This window comes from Sphingomonas sp. FW306-05-A (assembly GCF_058782275.1).
This window is the reverse complement of sequence record NZ_JBYSXN010000002.1, coordinates 1,536,779-1,548,960: the sequence shown is the minus strand read 5'-3', so window position 1 is coordinate 1,548,960 and position 12,182 is coordinate 1,536,779. Positions and strand designations below refer to the sequence as shown.

Genomic DNA, 12,182 nt, shown 5'->3' with positions numbered 1-12,182 from the left:
CGCATCCTGCATCGCACGATCTCCGCCGCCGCGACAAGCGCGCAGGTGCCTTGCCGATCCGACGCTTCCCGTACGGCTCTTGCCACGGGGACCGTGGAGCGCGTAGATTCCCGGTACATCGTGGACGTTCCGGCCGGTGTATGCTGCGCGTTGCCGGGCCCCAGCGTCTGCCCTATTTTGAATGCCCCCGATGATCCTCGAATGTACCGAGTGCGAAACCCGCTATGTAATCCCCGATGGCGCGATCGGGCCGGAAGGGCGCACCGTGCGCTGCGCCAATTGCAAGCATAGCTGGTTCCAGGAGCCCGAACCCGCGCTCGAACTCGATCAGCCGATCGCGGAAGAGGTTGAGGATGACGGGGAACCGGACGCCCCGGCGGCGATTCCACTCAAGCCCCGCACACTCGAACCGGTCGAAGCCCCGGCGTTGCTGCGTCGCGACGCCGCACCGATCGCGCAAGGTCCCGCGACCGCAGCGCCCGAGCCAACGCGCGGCTTTGTCGACTATGACGCGTTCGCGCATCAGCCACCGTTCCGCGCACGCCGCAACCCGGCACGCCGCTGGACGATCGCCGCGGTCATCGCGGGCGTCGCGATGCTCGGCGCGACCGCGGCGATCATCACCAACGGTGCCCCGCGGACCGCCGCGGCGCTGTTCCATTCCACGACCGAGACCCCGCTCCGGATCGTCAACAAGCCGATCGATCGGCACGATTACAACGGCAACGAGGTCTTCGCGGTCAGCGGAACGGTGCTCAACCCGAGCGACACGCGCCAGCGCGTTCCCGATATCCGCGCCGACCTGCTCGATTCGCAACGCCGCGTGGTGTTCAGCTGGGTGATCCGCCCCGAGGCGACCGCGCTGCCGCCGAAGGGGCGCGTCGAGTTCAACAGCGCGAAACTCGACGTGCCGGTCAATGCGAAGTTCCTGTCGCTGAGCTTTTCGGGCGAACCCGCGCACTGACCAGCACGAATCGCGCGCCGTGCAACACCGTCGCCGCGACCATCCCCAGACCCGAGGCATAGACCAGCCCGAGCGGCCCCGCGCCCTGTGTTACCAGCAGCCAGCCGAGGCCCCCGGTCACGACGAAGAAGGCGATGATACTGTTCACCCCCGCGACGATCTGATCGCCGAGCGAGCGGAGCGCGTAGACGAACACGAGCTGCACCCCGTCGAACAGGATGAACGGCACCCACACCGGCAGCATCGCCAACGCCGCCGCATGGACCCCCGCCGCCGCCGGAAACGCATCGACCACGGGCACGCGGAACAGCAGCACCACCACCGCCAGCGCGCCCGTGATCACCGCCGCAAGCCCCACGGCGATCAACGCGCGCGAGCGGACCTGCGCGGGCAGGTCTTCCCCCACCGCATTGCCGACCCGCACCCCCGCCGCCGAGGCAAGACCGACCGCCGCCCCGAACGTCACGTTGTGGAGTGAGAAGACGATCTGGAACGCATGCGCGGTCACCGGCCCGAGATCGGTCGACAGGGCGATGAGAATCGAAAATCCCGCGAGTTCCAGTCCCGATGCAACCGCAGGCACCGCGCCGAACCGCGCGAGCCGGAGCGCGCCCGGCACCGCCGCCCGCCACGCGCCAAGCGTCATGATCCGCACGCCGCGCGCCCGCGCGTCGCGGGTCGTCCACGCCACGCCGAGCATCCCCGCCGCGCCCAGCAGCGACGCGATCGTCGTCGCGAGCGCCGCGCCGACCGCCCCCAGCGCAGGCGCGCCGAAATGCCCGTCCGCCAGCACCCAGGCGAGCAGCGCGTTGATCGGCAGCGTCGCGAGGTTGACCACCGTCACCCGCCGCGGGCGCGAGACGCCCTCCAGGAAGAAGCTCGCCGCGATGCTGATCATTTGCGCGGGATAGGCGAGCGCCATCACCCGCACGACCGCCGCCGCCGGATCGACCAGCGCAGGCGCGACTCCGATGATTCCCAGCAGCGGACCCGCGAACAGCCCGAACCCGAGCGCGCCGACCAGCCCCAACATCGCCGCAAGCACGAGTCCCTCGCGCAGCGTCGCGCCCGTCGCGGGCAGATCGCGCGCGCCGTCCGCCCGCGCGGTGAAGACGAGGATCCCCGACAACCACGCCAGCCCCGCGACGATCGTCACGAAGGTCAGCGCGCGACTCGCGCCGAAGGCGGCGACCTGCTCGGTCCCGGTGAGGCCCACCACGACGACATCGGTGACGTTGAGGATCGTCCAGTTGAGGCTGGTGAGCATCACCGGCCACGCCAGCGCGAGGATCCGGCGCGTCTCCGCCAGGGTGGAAGGGCGCGCTGGGGTCATACCCTGCTGCTACGGGAAGCGCATAAAAAGCGAAAGCCTTGAGCGTCAGCCATTGCGTCCCCCGAATAGTCTTGCTAGGGGCGCTCGCCTACCAGCTGCCGGGCTTGCCCGGTGATGTTACGTGCGGCCGTGGCGGAACTGGTAGACGCGCAACGTTGAGGTCGTTGTGGGCGAAAGCCCGTGGAAGTTCGAGTCTTCTCGGCCGCACCATTTTCCCAGATGCTGAAATGAGATACTCCCGTCAGGGAGCCCAGTGCGCTGTCCGGTCCTGACCGAACGTTGGTCGCCTTCGTACGAACGGGAGTCTGACTCCCCTCGTCAGACGGAAGCGAAACCCGGCTTGCTCTCCTGCGCAGGCAGGAGCCCAGGGTTCCACACGCTACAAGACGTTGTCTTGCTTGACCCTGGATTCCTGCGTTCGCAAAAAAGCGAAATATCCAATAATCTACAGTAGCAGCGCGCTGTTTTCTTGCATTTTCAAGTCGCGGCTAAAACTAGCTGATCAGCAGCAATTGACTTCGATCGCCTATGATCCTCTGCTCAGAACTGGCTTGGGGGCAAGCCTGTTCAATGGGGGGATTAATATGAGCCTGAGACTGTGCGCGATCGTCTTTCTGACGACGCAGACCTTCGCGACCGTAGCTGCGGCACAGCAAACGCTGGTCGTTGGGGGCTCGGCTCCGTCCGTTCTTAGGATCGGAACCCAAGTTCCTGTCAGGCTGCGATCTGAACTGACGACCCAGAACAAGGCTCTGCGAGTCGGGCAGCGGTTCGAAGTGGAGACCAGCGAGCCGATCACACTGGAAGATCACATCGTTATCCCGACGGGAACGTCAGGCGTCGGAGAAGTCACCAGCGTAACGAACAAGGGAATGTGGGGAAAGTCGGGTCATTTCGGTATCCGCTTATTGTACCTGCGGATTGGAGACCGCCAAATTCGATTGTCGGGAACCCTCGATGACAAAGGCGTCGCACTTGGTCTGGGCGCGGCGGCCGTGTCCGCCATTGTGTTCCTGCCAGCAGGATTTTTCATGACTGGCACGAGCCCTCACATGCCCGCCGGAACGATCATTAAGGGCTCGCTGGACGAGGACGTTCCGGTGTCCTTTGCAGACGCCACGCCGCCCAAGCCAATCGTGGCAGCGGCAATGCCGCTCCAGCAGACGTCGCTCAAGCCGAGCGCCACGCCCACGACGGGCAGTCTCCCCGCCGCTGCGACGGCCCCTGTTCGTTCGGACAAATGATGTAAGGACCATGTCGCAGGGTCCTGCGGCATGGTCTTTTGGCACATCGACTAGGGTGACCACGCGCCTTGGCGGGCTGCCAGGCTTGCTTAGGGACAGCCGTGGCGAAACTGTTGACGCGCAGTCTGGGCTCGCGCCACTGCACCACCGAATATCGTGCGCGTTGGACTGCGCAAGAACCAAGGTTCGCCTTGAGCAGGCATGGCAGTCTCGCTTTCCCGAAAATTATCAGGCCCCTTGGTGGATCGATGTGCAGCAGGCCAATGCTGGCTAGTATTATTGCCTTGAACACATGCACCGAAGATAGTCATTTGCGGGATTGATGCGATCAACCGCGAGAGGCCGGCAATGTTCAATCAGATGATTGTCCTCTCCCTGCTGGCAGCGTCCACGCTATCGGTACCGCCCGCGGGAACCCCCGAAACACCCTCCAATCCCGGGATGACGGCGATCTTCAACGCCGACCAGAAGGCTCGACAAGACCCTGCTATCGACTGGGCAATCGTAGGCCCGCAAGACGAGGCCCGCCTGAAACGTACGCAAACCTTGCTGGATGCCGGTGCCTTGAAGAGCGGTGACGACTTCTTCAACGCAGCCTTTGTGTTTCAGCATGGGGGATCGCCCGACCACTATCTGAAAGCGCATTTGCTTGCCACGATCGCCGTCGCCAAGGGCAAGGTCGGTGCCACCTGGATCGCGGCCGCCACGCTTGATCGGTACCTGCAGAACACGGGCAAGCCGCAAATTCTCGGGACGCAATTTCGTACCGAGGCGGATGGTCGAACATCGCAGGAGCCGTTCAATCGCGCGTTTGCTTCGGACGCACTCCGCGGTGCCCTCGGCGTGCCCCCGCTGGCGGCGCAGGAAGAACAACGAAAATCCCTTGAAAGGGCCGCACAACTTCCTCTTGCTGACGGCTCGAAGTCGCCGCTTCGGCGTCTTACGCCGGCACCCCCGGCAAGAATGTTCGCGGCCAAGCTGCAACCGGCAGAGTGCGAGCCGATCCCCGGATCAGAAAAGCTGCTCAGCCGACCTTCGCTACGGTGGATTGTCATCGGCGAAATCCATGGGACGACCGAAACGCCAAAAACCTTCGGTGACCTCGCTTGTCTGGCATCCGCAACCCGCCCGGTGGTCGTCGCGGTAGAACAGCTGACCATCGAACAGCCCGCTATCGATGCCTTCATCGGGTCCAATGGTGATGCCGAAGCGACATCACGCTTTCTCGAGAGCAGGCTATGGACCGAACCGTTCAAGGACGGTCGATCCAGCGAAGCGTATTTCGACCTTTTCCAGCGCCTGCGCGCGTTGCGCGCGGCGGGGCATATCACGAGCGTGGTCGCCTTCCAGCCTGTGTACAATCCCGGACCAGCCGGATTCAAGGCAGGCGACTATGAGAACGCGCTTGCGACATCGTTGATGAGCAGGGTGCCGCCGGAAGGGCGCGTGCTCGTTCTGGTTGGAAACAACCAGGCGATGCGGACATCCCCGGCCTGGGCCAAGCCACCCTACCGCCCGATGGCTGGCTATCTGCCTGCCAATCGCACCGTCAGTCTCGACGCGCGGGGGAACGGCGGGTCGTATTGGGCGTGTATGTCGGCAACGCGCTGCGGCCCACAATCCGCTCCACTGCCTGCGGTAAAGGTCGCTCGCGGGATCGTCATGAACAATCGTGGCGGGCCTTATACAGGCATTTTGAACCTTGGCGTTGCAGTGACGGCCTCACCGCCCAAGGAGCAATACGCACCTGCGCAACGCTAACTGGCATCCTCTCCCCTCCCTGCAAGGGAGGGGTTGGGGGTGGGTTCGTATGGGGCGGACGCGACGCGCGACAAGGGGCCAACCCACCCCCGGCCCCTCCCTTGTCAGGGAGGGGAGGAGAAGGCGGGCACCCGCTGTCCTACAAACTCCATTCCCGCTAAAATCCGACCGTGCTCTTTGACAGCACCGGCCTCCACCCATTCCCCCACCGAACCGGCGGAAACGCAATGCGTTTACCCCTAACCTTCCGACCCGCACCACCCCCGCAAAACCGCCAGCCCTTGACCCCGCCGCCGCCTCCACCCAACTCCGGCGCAACCATTCACCGCATAGGGGCTGCGACCAGACCATGACGACCACCACCGCTCCGGACACCGCCACGCCGCAAACCCACGCCTTCGAGGCCGATGTCGCCAAGCTGCTCCACATGATGGTGCACTCGGTCTATTCGGATAAGAACGTGTTCCTGCGCGAACTAATCTCCAACGCGGCGGACGCGTGCGAGAAGCTGCGCTATGAAGGCATCGCCGATCCCACGCTGCTCGGGGACGATCCCCGCCCGCAGATCACCGTAACGCTCGATCCCGACGCGCAGCGGCTGACGATCGAGGACAATGGCATCGGCATGACCGCGGCCGAGATGACCGATGCGCTCGGCACGATCGCGCGGTCGGGCACCAAGAGCTTCATGGACAAGCTCGCAGGCGCGCAAGGGGCTGAGGATACGCAGCTGATCGGCCAGTTCGGCGTCGGCTTCTACTCGGCGTTCATGGTCGCGAAGAGCGTCGACGTGGTGTCGCGCCGCGCCGGCAGCGACGAGGCATCGCTCTGGTCGTCGGACGGTCTCGGCAGCTACACGATCGCACCGGTCGATCTCGCCGAAGCGCCCGCGCGGGGGACGCGCGTCGTGCTTCACCTGCTCGACGATGCGAAGGACTATGCGGAACGCTACACCGTCGAACAGACGATCAAGGCACAGTCGGGCCATGTCCCGGTACCGATTGCGCTGCGCGAAAAGCCCGATGCCGAGCCGGTCGAGATCGCCGATGGTGCGGCGCTGTGGACCAAGCCCAAGTCCGCGATCACCGAAGCGGACTATACCGATTTCTACCGCAGCGTATCGGGCCAGTTCGATGACCCCGCGCTGACACTGCATTACCGCGCGGAAGGGCGGCACGAATATTCGGTGCTCGCGTTCGTGCCGTCGTCCAAGCCGTTCGACCTGTTCGATCCTGATCGCGCCGGGCGGATCAAGCTCTACGTCAACCGCGTCTTCATCACCGACGAGGCGGAATTGCTCCCGCGTTACCTGCGATTCGTGCGCGGGCTGGTCGATTCCTCGGACGTGCCGCTCAACATGTCGCGCGAGATGATCCAGCAGAGCCCGGTGCTCGGCGCGATCAAGAAGGGCGTCACCGCGCGGGTCCTGTCCGAGCTCGAAAAGCGCGCGACGTCGGACAAGGACGCGTATCTCAAGATCTGGGAGACGTTCGGCCCGGTCCTCAAGGAAGGGCTGTACGAGGATTTCGAGCGCCGTGCGGCGCTGCTTGATCTTGCGCGCTTCCATACGACCACATCCGACGGCGGATGGCGCTCGCTCGAGGAGTATAGCGCGGGGCTGAAGGAGAATCAGACCGCGATCTATTACGTCACGGGGACCGATCTCGACCGGATCGCGACCGCGCCGCAGCTCGAGGGGTTCCGCGCGCGCGGGGTCGAGGTGTTGCTGCTGTCCGACCCGATCGACAATTTCTGGGTGACCGCGGGCGTCGATTACCAAGGCAAGCCGTTCCGCTCGGTGACGCAAGGGTCCGCCGACCTCGCGCTGATCCCGCTGCTCGAGGGGAATACCCCGCCCGCCACCGAGGCGAGCGGCGAAGTGTCGGATTTCCTCGCGTTCGTGAAGACGACGCTGGCGGACGACGTCTCGGATGTGCGGGCATCGGACCGGCTGACCGAAAGTGCGGTGTGTCTGGTCGCGACCGAGAGCGGGATGGACCGTCAGCTCGAACGGATGCTCGCGAGTGCGGGGCAGGCCCCGCCCAAGGCCAAGCCAGTGCTCGAAATCAACCCGCAGCATGACCTGATCGTCAAGCTGGCCGGGCTGGGCGAGGGGGATGCGTTGCGCGCGGATGCCGCGCATCTGCTGTTCGACGAGGCGCAGATCGCCGACGGCGAACAACCGGTCGACCCGCGCGCGTTCGCGGCACGGCTCGCGCGGGTCCTGACGCGCGCGCTCGGGTGATCGGCTGACCCGCCGCCCCCCCGGGCTCGTCTCAGGCGAGCGGCGGGGGGGCGTTCGGGTCGAGCCCAGTTTGTTCGGCGAACAAGGTGGCGTGGGCCAGGTCCCACGTCGCCGCGTCGCACGCCAGCAGCAGTCCAGTCTTCCGGTCGTCCAACCGGTAGGGCGCTCCGTCCCAGCGCCGCACGCACCCGCCCGCTTCCTCGAGCAGCAACGATCCGGCGGCATGGTCCCACGGCAAAGTGCGCAGGAAGAAGCCGACCTGGTTTCCGCCTAGGCACAGCGTCGGATAGTGTTCGGCGGCACAGCGCGGGAATGGGACGAGGTCGAACGCCGTAGCGGCCTGCGCCTCGACCGTCTCGCGCACGGATGCGGGGAAGAACTTGGTCGCGAGCGTGGCGATCGGTCTGGTGTTCGGCGGCGTCCGGATCGTGACGGGGACCCCGTCGATGAACGCCCCGCCGCCCCGCCGCGCGTGGCACATCCGGCCGCGCACCGGATCATAGATCCACGCCGCCTCGACCCGCCCGTGTTCCGCCAGTGCGACCATCACGCCGAACGGGCTGCGCCCCGCCGCGAAATGCTCGGTCCCGTCGATCGGGTCGATGATCCACACCCGCGCACCGCCGACCGCGTCGAGCACGGACGGGTCCGCCGCCGCGGCTTCCTCGCCGATGACTGCGGCGGTGCCGTCGATCCGCCGAAGCCCTTCCGACAGCGCCTGCTCGGCCTCGCGGTCGGCAATGGTCACCAGGTCGCCCGGCGCCTTCTCGATGATCTGATCTGTGGCGAGATTGCGGAAACGCGGCAGGATGATGCGCTCCGCCACGTCCCGGATCAATGTTGCGACGGGGTCGGTCTCGGTCATCGTTCGGCTCCTGGCGCTTCGAGCGCGTTACGGGCCTGCAGCCACCATGCCGCCGTCGCCGCAAGGAACGCCCACCCCGCGCCGACAATCCATCCCGCGAGCACGTCGGTCGGCCAATGCACCCCGAGATACAAGCGCGAAAGCCCGATCAACAGCGTCAGCAGCATCGCCGCAACCAGGATATACACGCGCAACGCGCGGGTCTGGACACTGCGCGCGACCAGCGCGGCAAGCGTGAGATAGACGATCGCCGAATCCGCGGCATGCCCGCTCGGGAAACTGGCGTGCGAGAAGGTCGCCCAATGCGCGACAACGTTTGGCCGCGGTCGATCGACCAGCGCCTTCAGCAGTTCGACCGACAGCGTGCCCAGCACCGAAGCGCCGACCAGGAACCAGGCCATCGCAACCTTGCGTACGATCAGCAATCCGCCGACGACGAGAATCACGACGAGCGTCAGCGTCGTCACGTCGCCGAGCGCGGTGAAGTCCTGCATCGCCAGCCGAACCGCATGCGTCACCGGTCCCGGGCGCTCGGCGGCTGCGCGGATGCCGCGCAGGATCGACGAGTCATACGCATCGGTATCCCCCGCGCCGACCTCTGACGCGATGTGCAGGACGAACAACAGCAACGCGGCAACCACGCCGAACGCAACCAGCAAGGCGCGATCGGGGCGGGTACGGAGAGTCTCCAATAGCCGGATCGTCATGGTCTCGTCACGCGCGCACTCCTGCAGTGCCACAGGGCAACGGGCACGATCAGGCTGCGGAAACGAGGAAGACCGGGTAAGGCTCCCTTGGCTCGCTGGCATTCCGCGATCCTGCGGGCTTCCCGGATCCAAAGCGGCAGGATAACGTATCTACACGGCGAGCGGATTTCTCCGGTCGTCCGTCTGAAAGCGTGCATTGCCCATCAACGCCCATATCACCGCGATCGGCACCGCCGTTCCGGATCACGACATCCATGCGGCTTTCATCGCCTGGGCGCGCGCCCGCTTGCCCGATCCGCGCAGCGCGCGCGTGTTCGATCGCATGGCATCGCGGGCTGCGATCCATCATCGCTGGTCGATCCTCCCGATCGGCGCGGATGGCGGATCGCCGGTCGATGTCGGGGGCTTTTACGCACGCGACATCCTTCCGGGGACGGCGGAGCGGATGAAACTCTATGCCGAGGCCGCACCTGCGCTCGCACTGACCGCGATCGCGGCGCTTGGCGAGAAGGTCGCGCTGGACGGGATCACGCATCTGGTCGTCGCCAGTTGCACCGGGTTCGTGGCCCCCGGCATCGACCAGATCATCGCCGCCAAGCTGGGGCTCGCGCCGAGCGTCGAACGGCTGCTGGTCGGGTTCATGGGCTGTTACGCTGCGGTCGCGGCGTTGCGCAGTGCGCGGCATATCGTCCGGTCGGAACCCGACGCACGCGTGCTGGTGGTGTGCGTCGAACTGTCGACGCTGCACTTGCAGGATAGCCCGGCGCTCGAACCCCTGCTCGCGATGCTCCAGTTCGGTGACGGGGCCGCGGCGGCGCTGGTGTGCGCCGAACCGACCGGTTTTGCGCTGGGGGCACCCTTCGCCACCACGCTCCCCGATTCCGCTGAACTGATCCGCTGGGACATTACCGACCAGGGTTTCGCGATGCATCTGTCGGGTGAGGTTCCCGGCCGGATCGCCGCCGGTCTCGCCGACCCGGTGTTCGCCGCGGCGGCGACCGGGGGGCAGGACCCGCAGGGGATCGACGGCTGGGCGGTCCATGCCGGCGGACGATCGATCCTCGATGCGGTGGAGACCGCGCTATCGCTCCGGCACGATGCGCTGGCCACGTCGCGCGGGGTGCTGGCGGATGTCGGCAACATGTCGTCGGCGACGCTGATGTTCGTCCTCGCGCGATTGCTCGACGGGCCGAAGATCGACAATGGCGTCGCGCTCGCATTCGGCCCGGGGCTTGCCGCGGAGGGCTTCGCCTTCCGGAGCGCGGAATGACCCTGAAACAGCGCGCCATCGCCGAAGAGCTGATGGACGCGGACGATCTGTCGGCCGAAACCTATGCCGCGGTGGTCGCGGATCTGGCGAAGGTCAACGGCATCACCATGGCGCCGCGACCGACGCTCGATTTCCTGCGCCGCGCGACCAGGGGCATGACTCGGTTCCGGCTGCTCGACGTCGGGTTCGGGGATGGCGACATGCTCCGCCGCATCGCGCGCTGGGCGGCACGACGCGGGCTGGAGGCGGATCTCGTCGGCGTCGACCTCAACCCGCGGAGCGCACTTGCGGCCACCGCGCATACCCCCGCCGACCTGCCGATCCGCTATGTCACCGGCGATTACGCCGATCATGCCGGGGCAGGGTGGGACTTCGTCATCAGCAGTCTCGTCGCGCATCACATGACGCACGATCAGCTCGTCGCCTTCCTCCGCTTCATGGACCGCGAAAGCGCGCGTGGTTGGCTGGTCAACGACCTCCACCGTCACCCGATCGCACATTGGGGTTTTCCGATCCTCGCGGCGCTCGCGCGGTGGCATCCGATCGTGCGGCATGACGGCACGCTCTCGGTCGCGCGATCCTATCGGCCCGGCGAATGGCCCCCGATTTTGGCGGAAGCAGGCGTGTCCGCACGCGTCTACCGCGCCTTCCCGTACCGGTTATGCGTCGAACACCTGCGCTGATCGTCGGCGGCGGCCCCGCGGGCGCGAGCGCCGCGATTCTGCTGGCCCGTGCCCGTACGCCACATCTGCTGATCGAACGCAGCCGCGAGACCGGTGACGCGATCTGCGGTGGGTTCCTCAGCTGGCGGACGCTCGAATCGCTGGGGCGGCTCGGGATCGACCCGAGCGCGCTTGGCCCCGCGCGCATCCTGCGCACCCGGCTGTTCGCCGGGAACCGCACGGCCGAGGCGCTCCTGCCACGCCCCGCGCACGGCGTGTCGCGCCGGCTGCTCGATACGGTTTTACTGCGGCAGGCGGTCGCGATGGGGGCAGCGGTCGAACGCGGTGTCACCGTGCGCACCGTCGACGGCACCAGCGCAACGCTCGACGACGGGACGGATCTCGTCGCCGACGCGCTGTTCCTCGCCAACGGCAAGCACGACGTGCGGGGCTCCGCGCGTCCGAGCGCAGCGCGCGGGGACGATCCGGTGCTTGGGCTACGCATCCGGCTTTTTGCTGCCCCCGGGCTCACGCGCCTGATCGGCGATGCGATCGAATTGCACCTGTTCGATCGCGGCTATGTCGGGATCGTGTTGCAGGAAGACGGCAGCGCCAATGTCTGCATGGCGGTGCATCGGTCAAAGATGGCCGCCGCCGGCTCCCCCGCTGCGTTGCTCGACGTGCTGGCGCGCGATCACCCACCGCTTGGCGACCGTCTTGCGTTCCGGGCGGGGCGCGAACCGATCGATGCGATCGCCAACGTTCCCTATGGCTGGCGTGCGCAGCGCACGGATGACGGCGTATTCCGGCTTGGCGATCAGGCGGGCGTGATTCCGTCGCTTGCCGGGGAGGGGATGGGAATCGCGATCGCCAGTGGCATCCGTGCAGGGCGTTCCTATATCGAGGGCGGTGCAGCGGCGGCACCGCGCTTCCAGCGCGATTTCGCGGCGGCGACCGCCCGGCCGATCCGGCTGGCAGGACTGGTGCGCGACGTGGCGGAACGGCCACGGCTAGGCGCGGCACTGCTTCCGCTGGTCGGCCACGTGCCGGGACTGATCGATATCATCGCACGTGCTACAAGGATCGGCCATTCGAGGCTTGACCACGACGCACGCCAACAGGAAAACTGAA

Annotated in this window: 10 protein-coding genes and 1 tRNA gene; 8 read left to right on the top strand and 3 right to left on the bottom strand. The window is 66.4% G+C overall.

Annotated elements, in window-relative coordinates; all coding sequences use genetic code 11:
* The first annotated feature begins 190 nt into the window (after positions 1-190).
* A complete protein-coding gene (locus tag AC3WJR_RS16005; RefSeq protein WP_492725973.1) occupies positions 191-964 on the top strand; it encodes a zinc-ribbon domain-containing protein in 774 nt (257 codons plus the stop codon).
* Here the strand turns inward: AC3WJR_RS16005 and AC3WJR_RS16000 are convergent.
* The gene (locus tag AC3WJR_RS16000) at positions 915-2,297 is read right to left on the bottom strand and encodes an MATE family efflux transporter (RefSeq protein WP_492725971.1); all 1,383 of its coding nucleotides are present in this window, start codon (positions 2,295-2,297) and stop codon (positions 915-917) included. The genes AC3WJR_RS16005 and AC3WJR_RS16000 overlap by 50 nt on opposite strands.
* A gap of 123 nt (positions 2,298-2,420) precedes the next feature.
* Here AC3WJR_RS16000 and AC3WJR_RS15995 point away from each other — a divergent pair.
* The 4 genes from AC3WJR_RS15995 (at position 2,421) to htpG (ending at position 7,547) form a co-directional block, all read left to right on the top strand.
* Positions 2,421-2,507, top strand: a tRNA-Leu gene (locus AC3WJR_RS15995).
* A 188-nt stretch (positions 2,508-2,695) separates the two neighbouring features.
* Positions 2,696-3,541: a hypothetical protein gene (locus tag AC3WJR_RS15990; RefSeq protein WP_492725970.1), complete on the top strand. Its 846-nt coding sequence runs from the start codon at positions 2,696-2,698 to the stop codon at positions 3,539-3,541.
* A 348-nt stretch (positions 3,542-3,889) separates the two neighbouring features.
* Positions 3,890-5,302, top strand: a complete 1,413-nt coding sequence (locus AC3WJR_RS15985) for a hypothetical protein (protein WP_492725968.1) — start codon at positions 3,890-3,892, stop codon at positions 5,300-5,302.
* Between the two features lie 349 nt (positions 5,303-5,651).
* Positions 5,652-7,547: a molecular chaperone HtpG gene (htpG, locus tag AC3WJR_RS15980; RefSeq protein WP_492725966.1), complete on the top strand. Its 1,896-nt coding sequence runs from the start codon at positions 5,652-5,654 to the stop codon at positions 7,545-7,547.
* 31 nt (positions 7,548-7,578) lie between these two features.
* On the opposite strand, the gene AC3WJR_RS15975 is transcribed toward htpG, so the two are convergent.
* Positions 7,579-8,412: an inositol monophosphatase family protein gene (locus AC3WJR_RS15975; RefSeq protein ID WP_492725964.1), complete on the bottom strand. Its 834-nt coding sequence runs from the start codon at positions 8,410-8,412 to the stop codon at positions 7,579-7,581.
* Positions 8,409-9,104 carry a phosphatase PAP2 family protein gene (locus AC3WJR_RS15970; protein ID WP_492725963.1) on the bottom strand — a complete coding sequence of 232 codons (696 nt, stop codon included), beginning with the start codon at positions 9,102-9,104 and terminating at the stop codon, positions 8,409-8,411. The genes AC3WJR_RS15975 and AC3WJR_RS15970 overlap by 4 nt, the downstream gene beginning before the upstream one ends.
* A 211-nt stretch (positions 9,105-9,315) precedes the next feature.
* Between AC3WJR_RS15970 and AC3WJR_RS15965 the strand changes: the two genes are divergently transcribed.
* The 3 genes from AC3WJR_RS15965 to AC3WJR_RS15955 are packed head-to-tail and all read left to right on the top strand — an operon-like array spanning position 9,316 to position 12,181.
* Positions 9,316-10,389, top strand: a complete 1,074-nt coding sequence (locus tag AC3WJR_RS15965; protein WP_492725962.1) for a type III polyketide synthase — start codon at positions 9,316-9,318, stop codon at positions 10,387-10,389.
* On the top strand, positions 10,386-11,072 hold the full coding sequence (locus AC3WJR_RS15960; RefSeq protein ID WP_492725960.1) for a methyltransferase domain-containing protein: 687 nt from the start codon (positions 10,386-10,388) through the stop codon (positions 11,070-11,072). Before AC3WJR_RS15965 ends, AC3WJR_RS15960 begins: the two co-directional genes overlap by 4 nt.
* Positions 11,051-12,181, top strand: coding sequence for an NAD(P)/FAD-dependent oxidoreductase (locus AC3WJR_RS15955; RefSeq protein WP_492725959.1), 1,131 nt, complete (start codon positions 11,051-11,053; stop codon positions 12,179-12,181). Before AC3WJR_RS15960 ends, AC3WJR_RS15955 begins: the two co-directional genes overlap by 22 nt.
* The last annotated feature ends 1 nt before the right edge of the window (position 12,182 follow it).

Coding starts and splice junctions, on each gene's coding strand:
- AC3WJR_RS16005 (WP_492725973.1), top strand. CDS start 191: ATGATCCTCGAATGTACCGAGTGCGAAACCCGCTATGTAATCCCCGAT.
- AC3WJR_RS16000 (WP_492725971.1), bottom strand. CDS start 2,297: ATGACCCCAGCGCGCCCTTCCACCCTGGCGGAGACGCGCCGGATCCTC.
- AC3WJR_RS15985 (WP_492725968.1), top strand. CDS start 3,890: ATGTTCAATCAGATGATTGTCCTCTCCCTGCTGGCAGCGTCCACGCTA.
- htpG (WP_492725966.1), top strand. CDS start 5,652: ATGACGACCACCACCGCTCCGGACACCGCCACGCCGCAAACCCACGCC.
- AC3WJR_RS15975 (WP_492725964.1), bottom strand. CDS start 8,412: ATGACCGAGACCGACCCCGTCGCAACATTGATCCGGGACGTGGCGGAG.
- AC3WJR_RS15960 (WP_492725960.1), top strand. CDS start 10,386: ATGACCCTGAAACAGCGCGCCATCGCCGAAGAGCTGATGGACGCGGAC.
- AC3WJR_RS15955 (WP_492725959.1), top strand. CDS start 11,051: ATGCGTCGAACACCTGCGCTGATCGTCGGCGGCGGCCCCGCGGGCGCG.